Below are 24,801 nucleotides of genomic sequence, written 5' to 3'. Positions count from 1 at the left end.
TAATGACTAATCTCCATTGGAAACAGAGTCAGGATTATAACCTAAATAAGGAACTTCCAATTCTTTAAAATCGATACCGTAAGACTTTAATTCTTTCAAAATAGGTTCGTATACCTCTTTTTTGATAGGAATTTGAACGCCTGGAGTGGTTATTTTTTTATTCAGAATGGCCAAGGTCGCAATAGCAACGGGAAGACCAACGGTTTTGGCCATGGCAGTATACGTTCTGTTTTCTCCTATTACCACCATATTAGCATCAATTTGATGTTTTTTACCATTTAGCTCATAACCAAACTTGTGATACATAACAATCATGTCCTTATCGGAATCGGCTAACGTCCAGCTATCTTCAAGAATATGTTGTAATATTTGTGCCGGTGTAGCATTTTTTAATGGGATAATTTTTTGGTCGTCAAAGAGGTTTAGCTCCAGTACCTTTTCCCACATTCTATCATCCTGATCAATTTTAAGATAGTGGCGTAGTTTTAGCTCAACAGAATCTGTGGGTGAATAGGGCAGGAATAGGTTTGTGAATTCACGATAGGACATGTTTTCGGAATTCTCAACAGAGTAACTGTCATCGGTCATGCCTAATTGCACGAACATGTTCCATGCTTTAGAGAAACCTGTTCTGCGCATAGTACCTCTATATAAAGTAAGCACATCTTCAAGACCGTATGCCTCTCTGTAATCTAGCGAGTTTCTGTTGGCATAACCTTCAAAACGGCCATAACCCTTTACATTAAAAAACTCCGTACGACGAAATAGTTTGTGATAGGGTACGTATTTATAAGTACCCTCTTGGATAAATTTAGCAGCACCACCTTGTCCTGCTAACACTACGTTTCTTGGATTCCAGGTGAATTTATAGTTCCAAAGGTTATTATCACTCTCAGGAGCTACCAATCCGCCACAGAAGGATTCGAATAATACTATTTTTCCGCCTTGATCTCTAATCCGATCAATGATTTGCATGGCACTCATATGGTCTATGCCCGGGTCTAAACCAACTTCATTCATAAAGACAAGTCCTTTTTCTTTTACGGCTTCATCTAAACCTCTTAAGGTATCACTAACATAGGAAGCGGTTACAAGATGTTTGCCTAAAGCAAGGCAGTCCACGGTAATTTTGCTGTGTAAAAATGCCGGGAGCATAGAAACCACTATATCACTTTTTTTTATAGTTTTCTGTCTGGCAGATTCATTTTGTATGTCTAATTGAATTACGGTACAGTTCTTATGATTTCTAATGACCTCCGAAATAGAATCAGGTTTTAAATCACCAATGGTTAGGTGAAGTTTTTCTTCTTCCGATTTTTCAAGGAAATAGTCTAGAAGGTAGGAAGTAGATTTTCCTGCACCGATAACAAGTATATTTCGCGACATTTAGTTTTGTACTTTTAGTATGTGTAACGGTTGACTAAGGTAGTGATTGTTATATTTATAAAAAAATAGAGTATAAAAGTTATGAACAAAACAATTTGTTTCACTGGAATTGTATTGGGTGGTACTGCGGTCATTTTAGGTGCTTTTGGTGCCCATGGCTTGGAAAAGTTAGTAGATAGCAATGCTATCCAAACTTTTGAAACGGGGGTAAAATACCAAATGTACCATGCCTTGCTTTTATTGGTTTTGGGCAGTATGAACCAATTGCCCAAAGCTAGTAAAAAGTTGATTTTCTATTTTGTCTTAGTGGGCATTTGTTGTTTTTCTTTTTCCATTTATTTGTTGGCAACAAATAGTCTGACCGCTTTTGACTTTAAAGCCATAGGCTTGGTAACGCCACTTGGAGGTACGCTGCTCATTATTGGGTGGAGTATATTCGGGCATCGAGTTTATAAACATTTTGACTAATAAATTCTCATTTATAAGTATATAAAGTTATTATTTTGATAATTTTAGCGTCTAAAATAAACTCTCAACTAACAATTATTTAAAAAATGGAAAAATCTATTTCTTTAAAATCGTACGGTATTACGCACGAGAATCTGCATTATCAGTTATCGCCTTCTGAATTAGAAGCCATCACGCTAGAAAAGAAAATGGGCAAAAAAGCATCGTCTGGTGCTTTGGCCGTAAACACAGGTGAATTTACGGGAAGGTCGCCCAAGGATCGGTTTATTGTAAAAGATGCCATTACCGAAGAAAAGATATGGTGGGGTGACATCAATATTCCATTTGAGCCAGCTAAATTTGATGCACTTTATGATAAGGTTATTGCCTATCTAAACGAAAAGGAATTGTTTGTTCGTGACTGTTATGCATGTGCAGACCATAATTACCGGATGGATATCAGGGTAATTAACGAATATCCTTGGTCCAATCAATTTGCATACAACATGTTCATCCGTCCTACGGAGGAAGAACTTAAGAATTTTGATGCTGAGTGGACTGTTATTAACGCACCTGGTTTCATGGCCGATGCTAAAGTAGACGGAACAAGACAGCATAATTTTGCCATTTTGAACTTTACACGAAAAATTGCCTTGATAGGAGGAACCGGTTATACTGGGGAAATCAAAAAGGGGATTTTCTCAGCTCTGAACTTTATACTTCCAGTAGAGAAAAATACCATGCCAATGCATTGTTCTGCAAATGTTGGTAAAGATGGTGATACAGCTATATTCTTTGGTCTTTCAGGAACAGGGAAAACAACCTTGTCTACAGATGCTTCCCGAAAACTTATTGGAGACGATGAGCATGGTTGGAACAATGAAAATGCGGTCTTTAATTTTGAAGGTGGTTGTTATGCAAAGGTTATAAACCTATCTCAAGAAAATGAACCTGAAATCTTTGGTGCCATTAAGAAAGGAGCAATCTTAGAGAATGTTGTTATGGATGAGGCCGGTAATGTTGATTTTGCCGATACTTCAATTACTCAGAACACTAGGGTTAGTTATCCTATTTATCATATAGACAACGTGCAAAGACCGTCTATAGGGAAGAATCCTAAGAATATTTTCTTTCTAACTGCAGATGCTTTTGGAGTACTTCCTCCAATTTCTAAGTTAACACCTAGTCAAGCAGCATATCACTTCATTTCTGGTTACACGGCCAAAGTTGCAGGTACGGAAGCAGGGGTTGTAGAGCCTATACCTTCTTTCTCGGCTTGTTTTGGTGCCCCGTTTATGCCATTGCATCCCGCTAAGTATGCGGAAATGCTAAGTAAGAAAATGAAAGATGCTGGTGTTAATGTATGGTTGGTCAATACCGGTTGGACAGGTGGTCCTTACGGTGTTGGAACTCGAATGAAGCTAAAGTATACCCGTGCTATGATTAACGCTGTTCTAAACGGTGATTTAGGACTTTATAATTACGATGATTATCATATTCACTCTGTATTTGGAGTAGCGCAACCAAGGGAATGTCCAGGAGTACCTTCAAGTGTGCTTAGTCCGCGGACTACTTGGAACGATGATAAGGCATATTACACCACGGCTTTTAAGTTAACGAATGCCTTTAGGGAAAACTTCAAACAATTTGAAGATTTTGCTAGTGAGGAAATCCGTCGCGGAGGCCCGCAACGTTACGCTTTTTAGATTTTCAAAAAGTATAATTCCATTAAAAAACCCTTTATTCATGAATTTGAACAAAGGGTTTTCATATTTTACTAAATAAGAGTTCTTACTTCTTATTTGCTGAGTGAATGTACTTTTGGAGTGCCATGGTCATAGATGGTGTTTCTGGCGTTGGAGCCTTAATATCTATACGAAGACCGGCAGTTGTAGCAGCATCAACAGTTGAGTTGCCAAATACAGCAATTCTAGTTTCTTTCTGTTCAAAATCAGGGAAGTTCTGTAATAACGATTCAATGCCTGAAGGGCTAAAGAATACTAAGATATCATAATACACATCTCTTAAATCAGATAAATCACTGATTACTGTTTTGTAAAAAACAGCTCTTTTCCACTCAATGTCAATTCCGTCCAATATTTCAGGTACAATTGGTTTCAAAGCATCAGAAGAAGGTAATAAAAACTTCTCGCCTTTGTACTTTTTGAACAAAGGAACCATTTCTATAAAATTACGCTTACCTACATAAATTTTACGCTTACGGTAAACTACGTATTTCTGTAAGTAGTACGCTACGGCTTCCGACTGACAAAAATATTTCATAGAATCAGGAACCTTAAAGCGCATTTCTTCAGCAATCCTAAAAAAATGATCAACAGCGTTTCGGCTGGTTAAAATAATTGCCGTATAGTTGTTTAAATCTATTTTTTGTTGGCGTACATCTTTAGCGTCAACACTTTCAACATGAATAAACGGTCTGAAGTCAACCTTAACTTTTTCTTTATCTATCAGTTTCGAATACGGTGAGTTCTCCATCTTCGGTTCTGGCTGAGAGACCAAAATTGTCTTTACTTTCATATAAACCTATTGTTTAAGATAACTACCAATGATTACAAACGGGGAAATTTCGAGAGCGCAAAGGTACAAAATAAAATAGAAAAAGTAGGAGGTGATAAATTTTTGGTGATTCCTTAACACTGTTACCCACCCAATTACATTAATTAAGAGGATTAATAATATCGCAACATACACTACAACCTCCGAGCCCTGCGTCACATAGGCTAACATAACGTTGGCTAAGAACATGATGATTCCACTATAGTTTAGGTAGGATAATTTCTTGAAAATTAGCTCGCTTATGGTCTTTCCCGATCCAAAAATGAAGCCGTTGCTCATCTGTAAGATTATTTTTACGACGATAAACCCTAATATGCACGCTAAAATAATAGGATACATAAACGGGTAGGCATCAGTAGTGTCTCCCCTTAAAATTTGTCTAGCTAAGAAAACGAACAATGAAAAATTAATCACTTGGAAAATTGTGAAAAATATATGGAACCAGTTTATCAACTTTTCTTTTTTGTTGTACATAAATATGTACTTGTTGTTAAACGGGAGTATAATGAAATTCAAAAAACGGCTATAGAATAAACTCTTGGCAAGTACTAAGAACACTATGCTGCTTAGAAGTATAATTGTAATCCAATCGGCAGTGCCTGCAGTTCGTAGTATGGGATCCATCATTTTACTTTTGTGTTTTTTCCGTTAATCCCATAAATAAGCTTATTCTCCATAACACCTATTCTAACGTAGGTCGGGTCTTTTAATTCTCTGGGTTGCGGAAAATTAAAGGTATAGGTAAGGGTGTCTTTGGCTCCGATACTGGTAATATTGGGGTTGTTTAATTTAGGTTTAATAGGCAGCCTGTCCTTTACGATTTTAAAATCGGTCATGTAGGCCACATTAAACTGTAACTTGTTTAAGTCTATGTCAAAATCATATGGATTGTACAATTGAAAAACCTGTTCTTGGCCCGCTTTAAAATCTACAGGTTCCTCTATGAGGGTCTTAAGTTTTCTAAAAGACTCAAAATTATCTATGTATTTACCGTACATTTTACTACCATTATCCTTGGTGAATATTTCATCTGCATCTGTGGCGCGACCCGATAAATACAAAATCTTTTGATGCTGTACTTTGGATTCAGAATCATCAATTGAATATTGATTAAGTCGGTAGCTTTCATTATTCAAAGAATAGGTGTTGTTTCCTGAATAGAATTCAAAAATTGGAGCATTTCTGTATGAATTTTCAAAAACCAAAGGCATATTGCCAATTTTTTCTGCTACATCTTCAACAAGACCTATATTACCGTGAGTTTCATAGTAAATAGGAGACATAGGTTCGTAAACGAGTCCAATTCTTAAATAAAGGATAATGGCAATATTTACCAATCCCATTCTATAAATCCATTTTTTAGCAATTTCGTTTTCCATCATAAATCGGAAAACGATTATAATTAATGGAATGGAAATAACAATAATCCACTGTGTTTGTATTCTCCGGTTAAAGCTTGATATAAAGAAAAAGATAAGTACACCATAAACTAAGAATAGTAGAGCTCTAGTGAATTTGTCATTTGCCTTGGCTTTAAAAAGACCCCAGTAAACCCATGGGAATGTTAAACCAAACAATGCTACTAGGTTTACAAAGTAACCAAGGGTGTATTTTTTGAAATTGTAAGGGTCATTAGGACGGTCAAAAAGATGATAGTTTATAGTAACGTAGTCATTTTGGGACAGCCATAAAAAATGTGGTACATAGCAAAGTAGTGCAACAAAAACAGAAAGCCACGCATATTTGTTAAAGACTAATTTTATGTTAGATAGTAGAATAAATATGATAACAAGAGCCGCATGGTATTTACTGTACATAAGGCCCGCCATGGTAATGCCCATTAGTACCCCCCATAATAAGCTAGGTTTCTCTAGGAATCGTTTGTAGACATATAGCAAAAGGGCTGTAAAAAATAGTAGTGGTGTATCTGGTAGGGTAAAAAATCCATAAGCGTTCAAAAGTGTCATAGAGTAGGCGAGTACAAAAAAGTGTACTACGTAATCTTTCTTTTTTGGATTGTCTATGGTACTCCAAAGAATAAACAGTGTGGCGGTAGAGAGTACACAACTCATAAAGCGGACTCCAAGCTCCCCGTCAAAAAAGAAACCACTAATTTTAATAAGTAAGGCCACTAAAGGAGGGTGATCAAAATACCCCCAAGACAGTTTTTGAGCATAATGCCAATAGTAAGCCTCGTCAAAAATAAGCGGGGTGAAATAAGACTGAAGTAGGTTGATTAAAAAACCAATTCCTAACAGAATAATAAAAATTCGGGGCAGTTTATACTTCATTGTTTAATCGGTATCTCAAATTTAGGCATAGCCTATCATATTAACAACGCTCAAAATTACAAATTCTGATAGATAGCGAACCTTTAAAAATATCACAATTTGATAGTTGGCATTTTTCGGTGACTTTTAAAATGCTATTTTTGTCTAAACTCAAGCGAATACGTGTCAGACAGTATAGTTATTATCCCCACTTACAATGAGATAGAGAACATTGAAGCTATTATAAGAGCTGTCTTTGGTCTTAGTAAAGATTTTCATGTTTTAATAGTTGATGACAATTCACCTGATGGTACCTCTAAAAAAGTAACGGAGTTGCAGGAGGAATATGTAGGAAGACTCTTTTTAGAAGTTAGAAAAGAAAAGGCGGGCTTAGGTACAGCATACATACATGGTTTTAAATGGGCTATCGCAAAAAAGTATGACTATATCTTTGAGATGGATGCCGACTTCTCTCATAACCCGCAAGATTTATTAAGGTTGTACAGAGCGTGTGCCAATGGTGCAGATGTTGTAGTTGGCTCCCGTTATAAAAAAGGGGTAAACGTAGTAGACTGGCCATTGTATCGCGTATTGTTATCTTACGGGGCGTCTTTTTACGTTAAGATAATAACCGGGATGCGCGTACACGACCCTACGGCTGGTTTTGTAGTTTATAAACGCCAGGTTTTAGAAAATATCAATTTAGATTCCGTTCGTTTTATAGGGTATGCCTTCCAAATTGAAATGAAATTTAGGGCCTATCTTAAGAATTATAAAATTGAAGAAGTGTCCATTATATTCAGGGATAGAGTAAGAGGGCAATCAAAAATGACATCATCTATTATAAAAGAGGCCATCTTTGGTGTTTTCATGATGAAAATACGAAGTATGTTCCAAAAATCTAGATTTTAGTATGGGGAAAGTATTGATTAAAAATGCCAAAATCGTAAACGAAAATTCAACTTTTGAAAGCGATGTATTGCTTCAAGATGATCTAATCGTGAAAATTGCGGTCAATATTTCCGATGATACCGCAAAAGTTATCGATATTAAAGGCAAGTATCTTTTGCCGGGAGTTATAGACGATCAGGTTCATTTTAGAGAGCCGGGTCTTACTCATAAAGGTGATATAGCCTCAGAAAGTAGAGCTGCTGTAGCTGGCGGTATAACAACTTTTATGGAACAGCCCAACACTATTCCGCAAACAACCACCATAGAGAAATTAGAAGAAAAGTTTGAGATGGGAGCTAAGTCTAGTTTCGCTAACTACTCTTTCCTTTTTGGAGGTACCAACGATAATTTAGAAGAATTAAAACGATTGGATAGAAATGGCTGCTCTGGTGTTAAACTATTCTTAGGTTCTTCTACGGGGAATATGTTGGTTGATGATGAGGTGGTAATAGAAGAAATTTTCAGAAATACCGAAATGGTAATTTCTACCCACTGTGAAGATGAAGGAACAATAAAAAGAAACCTTGCGGAGTATAAAGAAAAGTACGGAGATGACATTCCTATAAAATATCATCCTAAAATTCGTAGTGAAAAGGCCTGTTATCTTTCCTCATCAAAAGCCATAGAGTTAGCGAAGAAAACGGGAGCTCGTCTTCACGTTTTTCATTTATCCACAGGAAAAGAAACGGAATTGTTCAGAAATGATATTCCGCTTGAACAGAAAAAAATTACCGCTGAGGTCTGTGTACATCACTTGTGGTTCTCTGAAGCAGATTATGACACCAAGGGCACTTTGATCAAATGGAACCCGGCAGTGAAAACGGCAGCAGACAGAGATCAGTTATGGAAAGCATTATTGGACGACCGTTTGGATGTAATTGCTACAGATCACGCACCTCACTTGTTTAGCGAAAAAGAGAATGTTTATACGAAAGCTCCTTCTGGCGGTCCGTTGGTACAACATGCGCTTACAGCACTATTAGATAAGGTTCATGAAAATGTAATTTCTTTAGAAAAAGTGGTACAGAAAATGTGTCACAATCCGGCTATACTTTTTCAGATTGAGAAACGCGGCTACATTAGAGAAGGGTATTATGCAGATTTGGTAGTTGTAGATATGAACGCTCCTTATGAGGTAACCAAAGCAAATATTGCATATAAATGTAAATGGTCTCCTTTTGAGGGTACTACGTTTAAGTCCTCTGTTACACATACTTTTGTAAACGGTCATTTGGCGTATGAAAACGGAAATTTCTCTACAGAAAAAAATGCCAAGCGATTAACATTCAATAGATAACATGAGGGTTTTAGTAATAGTTTTGATATTTTTTTCATTTACTTCTTGTAATGAAACCCTTTTGGAGAAGCCTAAAAATATTATTCCAAAAGAAAAAATGGTTGAGATACTCCAAGATCTAGCCATTGTAAATGCAGCTAAAACAACCAATTTGCAGGTGCTTAGGGATAATGGTGTAGAACCTATGGACTATATTTTTAATAAGTATAGTATAGACAGTCTGCAATTGGTAGAAAGTGATCGTTACTATGCTTCGCTCCCGGTAGAGTACGAAAAAATCTATAAAGAAGTTGAAGCCAATCTTGAGCGTGATGCGAAAGCGTTAGAAGATCAGAAAAAGATAAATGACAGTCTTAGAGTAGCGAAAGAAAAAATTAAGCGAGAAAAAGAAAAGGCTGAAAAAGCTATTGATACTCTTCCTTAAACCGTTCACAGCAAAACGAAATGGTCTCGTCTAGCGTTTCGAACTCAAAATTGATATCCTTTTTAATTTTTGTATTGTCGTAAACTTCGCGATGCTTTAAAGAGTGAATGGAATTTTTAGTGATTCTCCTTCCATTTTTTAGAAACAAGTTTTTAAGCCAATCTAACCATCTGCCTATTTCAAGTTGCCAAAATTTCAATTGAACCGATGGAGGTTTAATGCCAAACTCTGTAGTGATTTTCGTAAGGATTTCCTTGAATGTTAAATTCTCTGCTACGGCAATATAGCGCTCGTTTATAATCTCGGAATCCATTATAGAAACCATCATCTTAATCACATCATGAACGGTTACGAAGCCTGTTCCACCAGGAGGGTAAAACCGATATCCTTTTTTAGCAACAGTAAACAAATCGCCGCTACCGCTATTCCAGAATCCCGGGCCTACAATTACACCAGGGTTAACCATAACTACAGGAAGTCCTTCTTGTGAGCCTCGCCAAACTTCCATTTCTGCAGCCTGTTTTGTGAGTCCGTATACATTTGCTTCTCTAGGTGTCCAGGCGTTTTCTTCGTCTGCCATAGCATCACCTAAGCTTTTGCCTATGGCACCTATAGTACTAGTATAGCATAGTTTTCTTACCCCATTCTCAATACAGAGGTTTACGATGTTCGCAGTTCCTTCCGTGTTTATTTTTTCGAGGATATCAAATTTTTGTGGATCAAAAGAAATTAGTGCGGCAGTATGGTAGACTTGGGTAATCTGGTCAAAAGCAATTTCTAGGGCAGGAACGTCAATAATATCAGCTTCTACCCATTCAATTTTATTAAAGAGAATTTTGGCATCGTCTGTATAATAACCAAAAATCTTAACTACGCGCTTAAGATCACTGCCCTTTCTGTGTATGGCCCTAACGGAAATACCGTTTTGTACCAATTTCAATAAAAGATGTGAGCCTACTAAGCCCGTTCCCCCTGTAACCAATACCATGTGCCAAAGTTAGCGAATAGCGGGGAATAATTTCCTGTATTAATCAAGGGTCAGGCAATGATTTACTTTTATATTTGTAGTCAAATTTCAGATTAAACGGACATGACTTCAAACTTTGTAGAAGAATTAAAATGGAGAGGCATGTTGCATGACGCAATGCCGGGAACCGAAGAACACCTAATGAATGAAATGCAATCTGCTTATGTTGGTATTGATCCAACTGCAGATTCATTACATATAGGCCACTTGGTGGGGGTGATGATGTTACGTCATTTTCAGTTGGCAGGCCATAAGCCATATGCGCTTATTGGTGGTGCTACAGGTATGATCGGAGACCCTTCTGGGAAATCTGCAGAGCGTAACCTATTAGATGAGCCTACTCTTAGACATAATCAAGAAGCCTTAAAAGGACAATTATCGCGATTTTTAGATTTTGATGGTGAAGCAGATAATGCTGCCATCTTGGTCAATAATTACGATTGGATGAAAGATTTCTCGTTTTTGGATTTCATTAGGGACGTGGGTAAACATATTACCGTTAATTATATGATGGCCAAAGATTCGGTCAAAAAGAGACTTTCATCAGAATCTAAAGAGGGGATGTCTTTTACCGAGTTTACCTACCAAATGGTACAAGGTTATGATTTCTTATACTTGTACCAAAACCATAATTGTACGTTACAAATGGGTGGTAGTGATCAGTGGGGGAATATTACTACTGGTACTGAATTAATCCGGAGAATAGGTGGCGGAAAAGGCTATGCTTTAACCTGCCCGTTAATTACAAAGGCAGATGGCACCAAGTTTGGGAAGACAGAAGGCGGTAATATTTGGTTAGATTCCGAAAGAACATCACCATATAAGTTTTATCAATATTGGTTGAATACGTCAGATGTAGATGCTGAAAAGTATATTAAAATATTTACATTTCTTTCAAAAGAGGAAATTGATGAGTTGATAAAGGAGCATCAAGAAGCGCCTCACATGCGCGTTTTACAGAAACGTCTTGCTGAGGAAATTACTGTGATGGTACATTCTCAAGAAGATTTGGAAAATGCCCAAAAGGCCAGTAATATTCTCTTTGGGAAGTCAACATCTAAAGACCTTAAAGGCTTAAATGAAAAGACATTTTTAGATGTTTTTGATGGTGTTCCTCAGGCGGAAATTTCTAAGTCAGAACTTACATCAGGATTAGATATGATTGGTGCATTGGCTGATAAAACAGGATTTTTGGCTTCAAATAGTGAGGCAAGAAGAGAGTTAAAGCAAAATTCTATTTCAGTAAATAAAGAAAAAGTAAAGAACGACTACCTGATTACCGAAGATGATTTGATCAACGGCAAGTTTGTGTTGTTGCAACGTGGTAAGAAGAACTATTTTGTTTTAGTTGTTAAATAGCCCGTTTAGATTATTAACTACATAAGTAGACTAAGTTGGGTTTGAAAGACGTTATCTAAGGAGTAACATTTTTCAAACCCAAATAGATGCGCAAATTTTTACTGATTCTTACCGTTTTTTCTGCACTTGTTTCTTGCGATAAGTTAGATGAGCTTACCAAATTTAATCTTGATTATAAGAGTCAGGTTACTATTCCCGCTTCTGCTGTTATAGATCTTCCGTTTGATATGTTCACTCCGGACATGGAAACCAACTCAGATTCTCAGTTTGAAGTAAACGACACACGTAAAGACCTTATAGAAGAGATTAAGTTAACAAAGCTTCAGCTGGAGATTACGTCGCCAGATGATAGCGATTTTAGTTTTCTTGAGTCTTTAGAAGTCTATATTTCTGCAGATGGTCTTGATGAAATCATGATAGCTTCAAAAGAAGTAGTAGATGAAAATGTAGGTGATGTATTGGATGTAGATGTCTTGGATGTTGATTTAAAAGAATACATCAAAAAAGACAATTTTAATCTTAGAATGAACACCGTTACGGATGAGTTGATTGCTACAGATCATGAGATTGATGTGAACACAACGTTCTTTGTAGATGCTAAAATATTGGGCCTTTAGAGTACCATTAAATTACATCCTCTAACATCGGAATGATCAAAACGCCCCAGTACCTCAAAAGTATTGTTGGCATAGGTTTTACCTAAGTCTTGTGTGGCAATAAATGCACAAGAATCAATATTAGCCAAGTCTATGACGTTTATACCTCCCGTTTTTTTGTGGTCTTGAAAGGCTAGTGGATCCTCGGTATCGCGTATGAGGATTTTCATCCAAGGGGGAGTTTTAAAAATACCGTTTCCTTTTGAGTAGCCTTGAGATAATAGTTCTGTCATACCATATTCTGAATGTATAACCGGTACGCCAAAGCCTGCTTTAAGAATGTCATGAAGCTCTTCTCGAATTAGTTCTTTTCTACGGCCTTTCATACCCCCAGTTTCCATAATAATAGTATTCTTTAGTTGTAGCGGGTGTGTTTCAACCATATCCAAAAGGGCAAAAGAAACCCCTATAAGCAGTATTTTTTGACCTCTTGCATCCAGTTGGGTCAATTTCTTTCGTAAACTATCAAGGTCATTAAGGTAAAACCCACTATCAACGTGTTTGCTTTGTTTAATCATATCATCTACCATGTAGATGAGTGATGACCCTTCTCTTTCAAGATAGGAAGGTAGCAAGGCCAGAACGCAATAGTCTTCAATTTTTCCGTAGAAATGTTCAAATGCCTCTCGGAAACTCTGTTCGTAGAGCGCAATTCGGTTTACAAAATGTTTGCTGGTTTCGCTTCCGGTGGTTCCACTACTTGTAAAAATAGCTACGGGATTCTTCTCTCCAGAAATAATTTCTTTCGATTTAAAAAAGGAAATAGGCAAAAAGGGTATCTCGGAAACTTGAGTCACATTCTCTTCTGTTTTTCTGAAGTACGAGCAAAATTCCTGGTACACGGCATTATGGAGATATTGATGTCTATAAACTTTAAGAGCCTGTACATCAAATTCACTCGTTGAATTAATTTTAAAAATTTCGCTACCGTTCATAATCATATTGCTTTTGCAAAAATAGTAATAACCTTTTCCGTAGAAAATAAAGAACATGGGTAAAAGTGGTTAATTTTGATTAAGTTCAAGAAGTACTTCCGTGATGCATCAATAGATGTTAATTTCTATATACAACACATTAGAATATGTTAATTTTTTCTTAATACCAGTGAGGCTGGGGTTAAAGATTTTGTAACCGGTTATATACCTGTACCTTTGTGGTAATAGCTATAAAATAGCATTTTGCTGTTTTTTTAAAATGATATTATGAGTCAAGTTAAAGAGAACGATAAAGTAAAAGTACATTACACAGGTAAACTGGCTACAGGAGAAGTTTTTGATAGTTCTGTAGAAAGAGGAGAGCCTATTGAATTTACAATGGGTCAAGGTCAGTTAATACCAGGTTTTGAAAAAGGTCTTATTGATATGAAGGTCAACGAGAAAAAAACCGTGAATATTCCTAAAGAGGAAGCTTACGGAGAGCCTAAGGCAGAGTTGATCCAAGAAGTTCCTAAAAGTCAATTGCCACAGGACGTTGAGCCAAAAGTTGGTATGGGTCTTGTTACTCAAACTCAAAGCGGACAAGAGATTAACCTACTTGTAACTGATGTAAAAGAAGAAAGTGTTGTGGTTGATGGTAATCACCCTTTAGCCGGTAAAGATCTTATCTTTGACTTAGAAGTAGTTGAGATATTATAGAAATAAATCTTCTCATTGATAATTTTTTTGAGCAATATGCTGCAAAGAGATTTATTGAGAGGAATTAAGAATATTTATTTTTTGATTGAATTAAAATGGCTCCCGAGAGGGGGCCTTTTTTATTTGCTATTATTTTACGACGAGCTTTCGGTTACTTGTCTTTTTGTTTTCAGTTACCTGCATTACATAAACCCCGGGTATGAGTCTAGAGATATTTAGATTGCTTTTGGAAATTTGTTGGGTAAGTACAATTTTACCGAATACATCGTAAACTTTAATCTGTTTAAGTTGATTGTCTCTTGTAATGACATTCACCATGTCGTTAAAAGCAGGGTTGGGGTAAAGCTTAAAACCCGGAATTTCTTCTTTTTTTTGATTTTGAAAATCATATGAATCCTGGGCAGACATATTAATGGTAAATACCATTAAAAGCAAAAAGTAGGTAGCGCGCATAACTATTGATTTGGGGTCAACAGTTTAAAGGTAACTAAAGGGTGCTGTAGGTGTTATAAAATGTTGTGAAAGTGGTCTAGTTGTTGGTGAATGGCATGTTAGGTTTCATTCATCGCTTTTTTGTTACCATTCATCGACAGGTATTTGTCCTAAATGAATGAATATTATAGCCTGAAGGTGGTGCTTTGGAGAGAGAGAGAGAGAGAGAGAGAAAGTGTTGAACTACTTAACAATTAGTTTTCTCGTAGCCACTTTATTGTTTTGGTAAACACGTAGAACGTATACACCGGTATCTAAATCATAAAGATTTAATTCATCACCAATTATTTTGGTTTCTAAAACCTGCATGCCCAAAACATCATAAATTAAAATTTGTTTTGGTGAGGAATCAGAGGTGCTAACATATACCTTTCCGTTAGTTACGGGATTTGGGTAAAGTTTAAAATCTTTAATATCGCCATTGCTCTGGGATTCTTGCCCATAGGAAAAGGAAATACATAAGAAAGTAATTAGTAAGTAAAAGTGCTTCATATGGTTATGTGAGCAAATAATATACCACAAATATACGAAATCTTTATTTTGATCGTTTGTGCAAATTTTAAAAAGCAGGAAAACATGTATGTTAGGTTATTTTAAAGCGATAAATGGTTCTAATTCAAGTAACTATCGTTTTGGATTAGAGGTGTTCTTGCTATTTTAGAAGCGTGGCTTTTGGTTACTCAATATATCCCACTATTAAAGTGTAAGTTAGATTCAAAATTAACCATCAAAACAATTTATTGTTAAAATCATATCTATGTACTTTAAATAAAAGACGATTAATTTCACTAATTTGAGCCCTACTTTAGAGTTTAGCTTTTTTAGTTAGACCTCACAATTACCTCTGCTTTTGAATAAGTTTTTGTATTTAGTTTTTTGTTGTTTACTAGTATCCTGTACTTCTAAAAATGAAAGTGGAGCTAAAAAGGTTGGAACTACTCTGGATAGTACACTTGTGTATTACAATAGCTCAAAAAATAAATCACTCTCAATTCAGGAAAGGCAAAAAGCTATAGATAAATCGTATCAGATATTAAAAGGGTTGGTTTCAGATTCTCTTTATGGGTATGTGCTTGATCAAAAAAGCCTGCTTCATTTTACCTCTGGCCAATATGATAGTCTTCTATTCTATAGTAATCTACTTTTACGTAATAGATCTGAAATTGATAAAACATCCCTTTTAGCGGAGCACTATTATTTAAGAGGTTATTATTTTGCGGAAGTAAAGCATGATTACTTTAAGGCTGTTGAAAATTATTCGGATTCTAAGGAATATTATACAAGGGTAAATGATAGTGCGCAGATTGGTGAAAATCTCATGAATATAGGTATCATCCAAAAGAATAATAATGACTTTTTTGGTAGCAAAGAAACGCTAACAGATGCTTTAAGGTTCTTGAAAGCACCGGGTAAAATAGCCAATTGTTACAATACCTTGGCAACAAACCACAGGAAATTATTGAACTATTCCGATGCTGTGGGTTATTATCAAAAAGCAATTAAGATAACAGAATCCATAAAGGACAGAATCATTTACGAAAATAATTTGGCGGCCAGTTATATTGATAATAAGGAGTTTCAAAAGGCTATTATATTACTTCAGAAAATAGAGCGGGATTCTACGGCCACTGCAAATCAAATAGAATATGCGCGTATTCAAGATAACCTGGCTTATGCAAAATGGTTGTCAGGTTTGTCTATTGAGAGCTATGAGTTTGAAGAACCGTTAAAATTAAGAGTTGAAAAAAAGGATAGAAGAGGGCAAATCGCTAGTTATACACACTTGGGTGAATTTTATAGTAATGATAACCCTAGAAAAGCAAGCACTTATTTTGATTCAGTACTACAAATAGCAAAGCCTTTAAACATACCTCGTGCAGAAAAGGATGTTTTAAAGCTGTTAATGGAACTGGAACCTGCTAACATTCATGTAAGGAATCGTTATGCGTTTTTACAGGATAGTCTATATAACCAAGAGCTGAAAGTAAAGACTCAATTTGCCAAATACAGATATGATGATAAGCTTAAGCAAGAGTCTATTCTTAATTTAGAGAAGGAAAATGCAGAACGCCAATTAGAAGTAGAGAAAGAGCGCAACCAAAAAATCATTTCTTTTTCTAGTTTGGCTTTACTTCTACTCATTTCAGTATTTGCAATATTCTTTTCAATTCAGAGAACCAAGCGTTTAAAGCAGGAGAATAGGACTTCAAAAATGGAAGCTATTTATGAAACCGAGGCAGAACTTTCAAGAAAGCTGCATGATGATTTTGCAGGCAAACTAAATCATGCGATGGTTTTGCTTCAAACCGGGTCCGATAATTCCAAGGTGCTTAATGTAGTAGATAGTCTTTATAGTCAAAGTAGGGATTTTTCTAGGAAAATAAACGATGTAGACACTGGGCCTAAATTCAAAGAAGTTCTTTTTGGTATGTTAGGTAATTATTGTAGAGATACGCAACTAATAGTTACTGGTAGCTCAGAAGTAGATTGGGTCAAACTTACTGCTCTAACAAAGAAAACGCTTTATAAGGTGCTTCAGGAGTTTATGATAAATATGCAAAAACATAGCGGAGCTTCTATTGTTTCAATACATTTTGAACAAACTAAGGCTAAGTTGAAAATCAGTTATAATGATAATGGTAAAGGTGCTGCAAAAAACAGCTTGAATAATAAAAATGGTCTATGGAATACAGAAAAGCGTATTCTAGCCATTAATGGAAGTCTTACTTTTGATTCAGAGAAGGGTGAAGGTTTTAAAGCCCAAGTTGAAATACCGAATTAAATAGTGCAGACTATGTTCAAAAAAATACTGATTGCAGAAGACTTTCAAGACACCAACAAAGGCATTGTAAATACTCTTGAAGATAGACTTCAGATAGAAGAGATACAAGAGGAGCTGTATTGTGATAAAGCTTACAATAGGTTTAAGCTAGCTTTTGATCAAAACGAGCCGTATGAATTGTTAGTAACAGACCTGTCTTTTAAAGAAGGCCCTGTGGCTCGTAGATTAACTTCTGGACAATCCCTTATTAAGGCCATTAGGAGAGTAGACCCCAATGTAAAAATCATTGTGAATTCAATGATAGATAACCCGGCAGAGATTAATCCTCTTTTTAAAGATCAAAAAATAAACGGTTATGTCTGTAAAGGACGTAACGGGCTCAACGAACTTGTTATAGCAATTCAAGAAGTGCATCAAAACAGAACCTATGTCTCACCTCAAATTAACCTGAACAGTACCAATGCTCTTTTTGAATTGGATAAATATGACCTTCTGATTTTACAGGATTTAGCTGAAGGCTTTACCAAAAAGGAGATTTCAGAAAAACTTAAGAACCAAAATATTTCTCCTAATAGTGAGAGTACTATTGATAAAAAAGTAAGCCGTTTGTTTGATGCCTTTGGGGCAAAAAACACCCACCATCTTATTGCAAAACTTATTAAGCAGGGTAGGATCTAAGGTTTTGTCTTATTGTTTCTCCGCTATTTATTTAAAAATTCACTCCCCTTACGGATATCTGTAAGGGGTTATCTTTTTATGGTGGTAGTTTTGGTCTAGCCAAACAGATAAATAGCTAAATACTATGTTAACGATACAGCGCAATCCAATGAAGGTAATGATGTACATAAGCAAGACTGCAATTTGCTAGCATTTATGATAAATACGACCGATTTAAGATATCCTACTACGTGGTTTTGCAATTCTTGAAGTTAAAAAATCATGCCCAATCTAATATCTGTATGCGGTGTTTTAAAAAGTGATCTACTCAATATAAAATTTAATTAAGATATAGACCGGCCTGTTTAAGAGATGTTTGGGGGAACATTGAATTTTGCAGGTTTGGTCTTTATAAAGATTCTGGACCAGAATAAAATATAATCAACTAATCATTATATTTTAAAACTAAAAAAGCCTCCAACTTGCGTTGAAGGCTTTTCGCGGTCTGGACGGGACTCGAACCCGCGACCCCCTGCGTGACAGGCAGGTATTCTAACCAACTGAACTACCAGACCGTGGCGTTTAGCGAGTGCAAATATACACCGCATTTTCAATTGCACAAACAATTTTCAATAAAAATTTCATCATTATACAAATTTCTTTCGCTCTACTAAATAGGTGTTGAGTATTTTGGAGAAATCTCCCTTTACATCAACCTCTACATATTTAATCTTGTACTGGGCGCATTTTAGTTTCAAATCTTCAAAATAGGAAGTGACACTGCGTTCGTAAGCTTCTTTTATATTGCTGGAGTACAAATCTATATGCTCTCCAGTCTCTACGTCTAAAAAACGTTTGGGTGCATTGTCAAAATCAAAATGGTACTCTGTAGATTTATCTAAAAGGTGAAACAATACTACTTCGTGCTTGTTGTATTTTAAATGTCTGAGGGCATCAAATATTTTTTCATCATTTTCGGAATTTTGAAACATATCCGTAAAAAGAAAAATTAGGCTTCTTCTTTTTATATTTTCCGCTATTTGGTGTAAATAGGTATAAGTTTCCGTTTGTTTGGCCGGTTTGGTATCCAAGCTAATTTCACTCAATTTTGCTAATAGCATTTGATGGTGCCTTTCACTTCCCTTTTCAGGAGAGTAAAAGTTGTAGCTGTCCGAATACACACTTAGTCCAACGGCGTCTCGCTGTTTTTTAAGAATGTTCATCAAGGCGGCAATGGCTAACACCCCAAAACCGATTTTATTCAAATTGGTGGCCGATAAATCCTTTACTTCCGGGTAATACATAGAGGCTGAACTGTCCAGTATCATATGACACCTTAAGTTGGTCTCTTCTTCATACCTTTTGGTGTACAATTTATCTGTCTTCGCAAAAAGCTTCCAGTCTATATGCTTTGTGCTTTCGCCATCGTTATAAATCTTATGCTCTGCAAATTCCGCTGAAAATCCATGAAACGGACTCTTGTGTATACCACTAATAAAACCTTCCACTACCTGGTTGGCTAAAAGCTCTAAATTTGAGAAAAGTGAAGTTTTATTTAATTCGGATTGCAGGTTCATATTACTAAGATAGGCATTAAAGCTAAAACTAAAATTGAGGGAAGCGTCAGTTTTGGGCACAAAAAAATCCCACTAAAAGCGGGATTTTTTTCTATAGCTCCCTTTTTAAGGGAAAACAATATTATAAAGCTGCGTCAATCGCGTCTGTGTATACTTTCTTAGGAGAAACTCCAACCTGACGGTTAATAATCTCACCATTTTTAAATACCAATACAGTTGGAATGTTACGCACACCGTACTTGGCAGCAAATTCTTGATTTGCATCAACATCTACTTTACCTACAACGGCTTTGCCTTCGTATTCTGAACTAACCTCTTCAATGATAGGGCCTACCATTCTACATGGTCCACACCATGCTGCCCAAAAATCAACTACTACTGGTTTGTCACTTTTTAATACTACTTCGTCAAAAGTAGCGTCTGTTATTTCTAATGCCATGATTTTCTGTTTTTAAATATTGTACAAAGTTAGTCAAATATATGCCTGTTTCCTTACTAACGATACATTGCTTTTAGCTATTGTGCTATCAATGTAATTTATAGGGTTAAAATTGGTATTGGACATATAAGAGGTTAGCCTAGTTCAGTTTATAGTGTACCTCGTTTTCTTTTAGGGTTGCTAATAGCTCGCTGCTTATCTGAACCTTTTGTTTTCTACTCGTTAGGCTTACTTTTATCTCTTCTTCCATTTCATATACTATGAAGTTAAGAGGGTGGTTGCCTTGGTGAGAAACAATGGTTTCTTTTAATTGGTGAATATTTTCTTCCTTTAAATCATCAATATTTAGTTTGATTGTAAGTTTTTTGGCATAGGTTTCCATTACCTCTTGAAGTAACATAAAACTATTAAACTGAATACGAGGGTCTCCTTTTTTGCCGGTATCCCTGTTCGTCCATCCATCTTTGACAAAAACTTTAATGTAGGCAAATGAATTAATCATAAGGAAGTGGCGGAACCTTAGGTATTCTTCACCAAAAATCCTGAATTCAAATGATTCTGTATAATCTTCTACAGTGAAAAGTGCCCAGCCCTTTCCGTTTTTGGACACACGATGCTGTACATCCGTAATAACTCCGGCAAAGGCTAATTCACGATTAACAACGGTTTCAAGATTGTTTAAATCGGAAAGTGAAGCATTACAGAAGGCATTTACTTCTGTTTTAAAATCGTCCAAAGGATGGCCAGAAATATAAATACCTACCACTTCTTTTTCACGACGTAGTTTTTCCATAGTACCCCATTCCTCGCAAGGTGGCACAACGGGTTCTGGTATTTGTACATCACTAGCCTCGCCAAAAAGGCTCACTTGACTAGAGTTTTCGCTTTCTTGAAATTTGGCGCCATACTTTATTGTTTTTTCTAAAAATGTGACTCCATCGCCCTCATCATGAAAATATTGGGCTCTATGGGTATCTCCAAAAGAATCGAACCCGCCGGCAACAGCTAAACTTTCGAATGCTTTTTTATTGGCGGCACGTAAATCTATTCGCTTTGCGAAATCAAAAACAGACTTAAACGGACCGTCTTCATCTTTTCTACGTTCAACTATGGTTTCTACTGCGCCACGACCAACTCCTTTAACGGCACCCATTCCAAAACGAACAGCACCGGCATCGTTTACCGCAAATTTGTAGTAGGATTCATTTACATCTGGTCCTAGAACATCAAGCCCCATACGTTTGCATTCCTCCATGAAGAATGTTACCTGCTTAATGTCGTTCATATTATTGCTCAATACCGCAGCCATATATTCGGCAGGGTAGTGGGCCTTGCAATATGCGGTTTGGTATGCGATCCAAGCGTAGCAGGTGGAGTGGGATTTGTTAAAGGCATAGGCCGCAAATGCTTCCCAATCCTTCCAAATTTTCTCTAATTTATCAACGGCATGTCCTTTGGCAGAAGCTTGTTCAATGAACTTTGGCTTCATTTTATCTAGTACGTGCTTTTGTTTTTTACCCATCGCCTTACGCAAGACATCGGCTTCACCTTTTGTAAAGTCGGCCAATTTTTGCGATAGTAGCATCACTTGCTCTTGGTATACGGTAATACCATAGGTTTCTGCTAAATATTCTTCACAGGCTTCAAGGTCATAAACAATTTCTTCAGTACCATGTTTACGAGCAATGAAACTTGGTATGTATTCCATCGGACCAGGACGATACAAGGCGTTCATGGCGATTAAATCTGCAAAAACGGTAGGTTTTAACGCCCTCATGTGTTTCTGCATTCCAGGAGATTCATATTGGAACACGCCAACAGTTTCTCCTCTTTGAAAGAGCTCGTATGTTTTTATATCATCTAACGGAAAATTCTCTGGGTCTAACTCAACTCCGTGTTTGGCTTTTACGATTTTAACGGTATCCTTAATTAAGGTTAGCGTCTTTAATCCCAAGAAATCCATTTTTAATAAACCGGCATCTTCTACGACCGAGTTATCAAATTGGGTACAATACATTTCAGAATCTTTGGCCAAAGCTACCGGAACGAACTTCGTAATATCATCAGGTGTAATAATAACTCCACAAGCGTGTATTCCTGTATTACGAACAGACCCTTCAAGAATATAAGCTTGATTCAATGTTTCTGCTTCAGGACCATCGCCCTCAGAAATTGCCAAAAGTTCATTAATCTTCACTAAATCTTCTGCCCTAAATTTCGCTCTTAAGATTTTTTCATCGACCCCAATTATCTTTTTCAGCTTAGACATATCGGGTATTAGCTTCGCCATGCGATCTGAATCTTGCAAAGGCAAATCTAACGCACGAGCCGTATCTCTAATGGCAGATTTAGCAGCCATGGTACCATAAGTGATAATCTGTGCTACTTGATTTGAACCATATTTGTCGATTACATAGTCCATAACACGACCACGCCCTTCGTCATCAAAGTCAATATCAATATCGGGCATAGACACACGATCCGGATTCAAGAAACGCTCAAAAAGCAGATCGTACTTAATTGGGTCTAAATTGGTAATCCATAAACAGTAAGCAACAGCAGAACCTGCTGCAGATCCACGCCCAGGACCTACGGAAACATCCATTGCTCTTGCGGCCCTAATGAAATCTTCCACAATCAAGAAATAACCAGGGTAACCGGTTTTTTCAATTACTTTAAGCTCAAAGTCTAATCGCTCATCAATTTCGGGTGTTATTTCACCATATCTTTTTTTGGCACCTTCGTAGGTAATGTGGCGTAAAAATTTGTTTTCACCACGCTTGCCATTGTCTAGTTTATCTTCTTCAAATTGAAATTCCTCTGGAATATCAAAAGCAGGTAATAATACATCTCGGGCTAGTGTAAACGTTTCAACTTTGTCTACAATTTCTTGAATATTGATGATTGCTTCTGGAATGTCCTTGAATAGCTCCTTCATCTGGTCCGAAGACTTGAAGTAGTATTCTTGGTTAGGCAATCCGTATCTATACCCGCGACCACGACCAATTGGTGTAGCTTGTTTTTCACCATCTTTAACACACAAAAGAATATCATGCGCATGTGCATTTTCTTTTTCTGCGTAGTAATTGTTGTTGGTGGCTACTAGTTTTACATTATGTTTTTTGGCAAATTGAATCAATACTTGGTTTACCCGGTCTTCATCTTCTTGACCGTGGCGCATGATTTCTATGTATAAATCGTCACCAAAGGTTTCTTTCCACCAGATTAAAGCCTCTTCTGCTTGATGCTCACCAATATTTAATACTTTGCTTGGTACCTCACCATATAGGTTTCCAGTAAGGACCATGACATCCTCTTTGTACTGCTCTATGACTTTTTTATCAATCCGCGGTACGTAGTATTTTCCACTTACGAAGGCAATAGAAGACATTTTCGCCAGATTCAGGTATCCTTTTTTGCTTTTTGCAAGCATAACAATTTGATACCCGTTATCTTTTTGCGATTTATTGGTGTGGTCTTCACAAACTTGAAACTCGCAACCAATAATAGGGGTAATTTCCAATTCCGGTTCCGGTAATACATCTAAAGGCTCTTGCCCTTCTTCAAGAGTTCCGTTTTGGGTAGCCTCATAACGCTTTAAGTTTTCTTTGTTACGAGAAACCACGCCTTTGTTATGATTAAGAACACCATTTACAAAATGGAAGGCTCCCATCATATTCGCGTGATCTGTCATGGCCACGGCAGGCATTTTTGCCTTAGCGGCAGCAGCTACTAAATTAGGTACGCTTATCGTGGACTGAAGTATAGAAAACTGAGTATGATTGTGTAAATGAGAAAAACTAGCGGACTCTAGTGTAGCTAAGTTTTCTTTAATTTCTTCTTGGGAAATTCCACCCGTATCTTTATCCCAAAGCGCATCGGCTATTTTTTTCGATGCTTTTTTTAGGTTGATATGTTTAAGACCGATGAGCTGAATCTCTTGCGGATTAGCTTCCGAGAAATTCTTGAAATAATCGGGTTTAACATCTAATTGCTCAGCGGTATATTGCTGCTTGCGGATGAGCTCTAGAAAGCAACGTGTAGTTGCTTCAACATCGGCAGTGGCATTGTGAGCTTCGCCAAAAGGCTTGCCAAATAAAAATTGATGCAATTCCGTTAGTGTAGGAAGCTTGAATTTGCCACCACGTCCGCCAGGTATTTGACATAATTTTGCCGTTTGCTCAGTACAAGTATCTAAAACAGGAAGTTCTTGCAACGGATTCTCTACACCCATACGGTGAAATTCCGCACCCATAATGTTTAAGTCAAAACCAACATTTTGCCCAACGACAAATTTTGTTTTTGACATGGCTATGTTAAATTTCTCTAAAACCTCAGATAGTGAAATGCCTTTCTGTTCAGCTAATTCCGTAGAAATGCCATGAATTTGCTCGGCATCATAAGGGATGTTAAAGCCGTCCGGACGCACTAGGTAATCTTCATGTTCAATACATCGGCCCATATCGTCATGCAACTGCCAAGCTATCTGTATACAGCGTGGCCAGTTATCAGTGTCGGTATAAGGGGCGTTCCAGTTTTTTGGAAGACCGGTGGTTTCCGTATCAAAAATAAGGTACATAGAGGTTTGTGTTTGAGCTCGAAAAGAGACTATAAAATTAAACAAAAAGAACACTTATAAAGTCAATGAGTTGTTAAGAGTTATTAACGAATGATATAGAGGTAGATTATTTGTGAACAAACAGTTCATTGCGTGTAGGTTATGTTCAATTGCGCTTATCTTTGAAAAAAAATGGAAGCGGGTCATATTTTATTTAAAACAAGTAGGATTACCTCAAAAAGAAATTCTATATTTGCACCCCTTTTAA

21 protein-coding genes and 1 tRNA gene are annotated in these 24,801 nt (G+C 36.7%); 10 read left to right on the top strand and 12 right to left on the bottom strand.

The window, feature by feature from the left end; all coding sequences use genetic code 11:
* Window positions 1–6: 6 nt before the first annotated feature.
* On the bottom strand, window positions 7–1,386 hold the full coding sequence (locus tag IWB64_RS03935) for a saccharopine dehydrogenase family protein (protein WP_194532771.1): 1,380 nt from the start codon (window positions 1,384–1,386) through the stop codon (window positions 7–9).
* 81 nt (window positions 1,387–1,467) lie between these two features.
* Between IWB64_RS03935 and IWB64_RS03930 the strand changes: the two genes are divergently transcribed.
* Both IWB64_RS03930 and pckA read left to right on the top strand, forming a co-directional pair.
* A complete protein-coding gene (locus IWB64_RS03930; protein ID WP_194532770.1) occupies window positions 1,468–1,854 on the top strand; it encodes a DUF423 domain-containing protein in 387 nt (128 codons plus the stop codon).
* Window positions 1,855–1,940: 86 nt separating this feature from the next.
* Window positions 1,941–3,539 (top strand): phosphoenolpyruvate carboxykinase (ATP), encoded by a 1,599-nt coding sequence (pckA, locus tag IWB64_RS03925; protein WP_194532769.1) that lies wholly within the window; start codon window positions 1,941–1,943, stop codon window positions 3,537–3,539.
* 85 nt (window positions 3,540–3,624) lie between these two features.
* Here the strand turns inward: pckA and IWB64_RS03920 are convergent, their stop codons facing one another.
* From IWB64_RS03920 to IWB64_RS03910, 3 genes are read right to left on the bottom strand one after another with little or no spacing between them, the layout of a single operon-like run.
* Window positions 3,625–4,371, bottom strand: a complete 747-nt coding sequence (locus IWB64_RS03920; protein WP_194532768.1) for a uroporphyrinogen-III synthase — start codon at window positions 4,369–4,371, stop codon at window positions 3,625–3,627.
* Between the two features lie 6 nt (window positions 4,372–4,377).
* A complete protein-coding gene (locus IWB64_RS03915; RefSeq protein WP_194535799.1) occupies window positions 4,378–5,034 on the bottom strand; it encodes a DUF4271 domain-containing protein in 657 nt (218 codons plus the stop codon).
* Complete coding sequence (locus IWB64_RS03910) at window positions 5,034–6,701, bottom strand: ArnT family glycosyltransferase (RefSeq protein ID WP_194532767.1); 1,668 nt, start codon at window positions 6,699–6,701, stop codon at window positions 5,034–5,036. The genes IWB64_RS03915 and IWB64_RS03910 overlap by 1 nt, the downstream gene beginning before the upstream one ends.
* Window positions 6,702–6,863: 162 nt before the next feature.
* Here IWB64_RS03910 and IWB64_RS03905 point away from each other — a divergent pair, with 162 nt between their 5' ends.
* The 3 genes from IWB64_RS03905 to IWB64_RS03895 are packed head-to-tail and all read left to right on the top strand — an operon-like array spanning window position 6,864 to window position 9,352.
* Window positions 6,864–7,592, top strand: coding sequence for a polyprenol monophosphomannose synthase (locus IWB64_RS03905; protein ID WP_194532766.1), 729 nt, complete (start codon window positions 6,864–6,866; stop codon window positions 7,590–7,592).
* A 1-nt stretch (window position 7,593) separates the two neighbouring features.
* On the top strand, window positions 7,594–8,928 hold the full coding sequence (locus tag IWB64_RS03900; RefSeq protein ID WP_194532765.1) for a dihydroorotase: 1,335 nt from the start codon (window positions 7,594–7,596) through the stop codon (window positions 8,926–8,928).
* Window position 8,929: 1 nt separating this feature from the next.
* Window positions 8,930–9,352: a DUF4296 domain-containing protein gene (locus tag IWB64_RS03895; protein WP_194532764.1), complete on the top strand. Its 423-nt coding sequence runs from the start codon at window positions 8,930–8,932 to the stop codon at window positions 9,350–9,352.
* Here the strand turns inward: IWB64_RS03895 and IWB64_RS03890 are convergent.
* The gene (locus tag IWB64_RS03890) at window positions 9,333–10,340 is read right to left on the bottom strand and encodes an NAD-dependent epimerase/dehydratase family protein (RefSeq protein ID WP_194532763.1); all 1,008 of its coding nucleotides are present in this window, start codon (window positions 10,338–10,340) and stop codon (window positions 9,333–9,335) included. The two genes, IWB64_RS03895 and IWB64_RS03890, sit on opposite strands and share 20 nt — an antisense overlap.
* Window positions 10,341–10,442: 102 nt before the next feature.
* Between IWB64_RS03890 and tyrS the strand changes: the two genes are divergently transcribed.
* Window positions 10,443–11,738: a tyrosine--tRNA ligase gene (gene tyrS / locus IWB64_RS03885; protein WP_194532762.1), complete on the top strand. Its 1,296-nt coding sequence runs from the start codon at window positions 10,443–10,445 to the stop codon at window positions 11,736–11,738.
* An 86-nt stretch (window positions 11,739–11,824) separates the two neighbouring features.
* Entirely contained in the window at window positions 11,825–12,355 is a 531-nt protein-coding gene (locus IWB64_RS03880; protein WP_194532761.1) for a hypothetical protein, read from the top strand.
* Here the strand turns inward: IWB64_RS03880 and IWB64_RS03875 are convergent.
* Window positions 12,352–13,329: a LuxE/PaaK family acyltransferase gene (locus IWB64_RS03875; RefSeq protein ID WP_194532760.1), complete on the bottom strand. Its 978-nt coding sequence runs from the start codon at window positions 13,327–13,329 to the stop codon at window positions 12,352–12,354. The genes IWB64_RS03880 and IWB64_RS03875 overlap by 4 nt on opposite strands.
* A 267-nt stretch (window positions 13,330–13,596) precedes the next feature.
* Here IWB64_RS03875 and IWB64_RS03870 point away from each other — a divergent pair, with 267 nt between their 5' ends.
* Entirely contained in the window at window positions 13,597–14,028 is a 432-nt protein-coding gene (locus tag IWB64_RS03870) for an FKBP-type peptidyl-prolyl cis-trans isomerase (protein ID WP_194532759.1), read from the top strand.
* Between the two features lie 129 nt (window positions 14,029–14,157).
* On the opposite strand, the gene IWB64_RS03865 is transcribed toward IWB64_RS03870, so the two are convergent.
* Together IWB64_RS03865 and IWB64_RS03860 are read right to left on the bottom strand one after the other, a co-directional pair.
* A complete protein-coding gene (locus IWB64_RS03865) occupies window positions 14,158–14,481 on the bottom strand; it encodes a T9SS type A sorting domain-containing protein (protein ID WP_194532758.1) in 324 nt (107 codons plus the stop codon).
* A 222-nt stretch (window positions 14,482–14,703) separates the two neighbouring features.
* Window positions 14,704–15,012: a T9SS type A sorting domain-containing protein gene (locus tag IWB64_RS03860; RefSeq protein WP_194532757.1), complete on the bottom strand. Its 309-nt coding sequence runs from the start codon at window positions 15,010–15,012 to the stop codon at window positions 14,704–14,706.
* A 358-nt stretch (window positions 15,013–15,370) separates the two neighbouring features.
* On the opposite strand from IWB64_RS03860, the gene IWB64_RS03855 reads away from it, so the two are divergent.
* Together IWB64_RS03855 and IWB64_RS03850 are read left to right on the top strand one after the other, a co-directional pair.
* On the top strand, window positions 15,371–17,302 hold the full coding sequence (locus tag IWB64_RS03855) for a tetratricopeptide repeat-containing sensor histidine kinase (protein WP_194532756.1): 1,932 nt from the start codon (window positions 15,371–15,373) through the stop codon (window positions 17,300–17,302).
* A gap of 12 nt (window positions 17,303–17,314) precedes the next feature.
* Window positions 17,315–17,980, top strand: a complete 666-nt coding sequence (locus IWB64_RS03850) for a DNA-binding response regulator (RefSeq protein ID WP_194532755.1) — start codon at window positions 17,315–17,317, stop codon at window positions 17,978–17,980.
* A gap of 480 nt (window positions 17,981–18,460) precedes the next feature.
* Here the strand turns inward: IWB64_RS03850 and IWB64_RS03845 are convergent.
* The 4 genes from IWB64_RS03845 to dnaE form a co-directional block, all read right to left on the bottom strand.
* A tRNA-Asp gene (locus tag IWB64_RS03845) sits at window positions 18,461–18,534 on the bottom strand.
* 72 nt (window positions 18,535–18,606) lie between these two features.
* Window positions 18,607–19,536: a DUF58 domain-containing protein gene (locus IWB64_RS03840; protein ID WP_194532754.1), complete on the bottom strand. Its 930-nt coding sequence runs from the start codon at window positions 19,534–19,536 to the stop codon at window positions 18,607–18,609.
* Window positions 19,537–19,657: 121 nt separating this feature from the next.
* Window positions 19,658–19,975, bottom strand: a complete 318-nt coding sequence (gene trxA, locus IWB64_RS03835) for a thioredoxin (RefSeq protein ID WP_038237640.1) — start codon at window positions 19,973–19,975, stop codon at window positions 19,658–19,660.
* A gap of 139 nt (window positions 19,976–20,114) precedes the next feature.
* Window positions 20,115–24,554: a DNA polymerase III subunit alpha gene (gene dnaE, locus IWB64_RS03830; protein WP_194532753.1), complete on the bottom strand. Its 4,440-nt coding sequence runs from the start codon at window positions 24,552–24,554 to the stop codon at window positions 20,115–20,117.
* Window positions 24,555–24,801: the final 247 nt, after the last annotated feature.

Source organism: Zobellia nedashkovskayae (assembly GCF_015330125.1).
Taxonomy (GTDB): Bacteria; Bacteroidota; Bacteroidia; order Flavobacteriales; family Flavobacteriaceae; genus Zobellia; species Zobellia nedashkovskayae.
The sequence above is the reverse complement of the archived record's forward strand: the minus strand, read 5'-3'. Positions and strand labels throughout refer to the sequence as shown.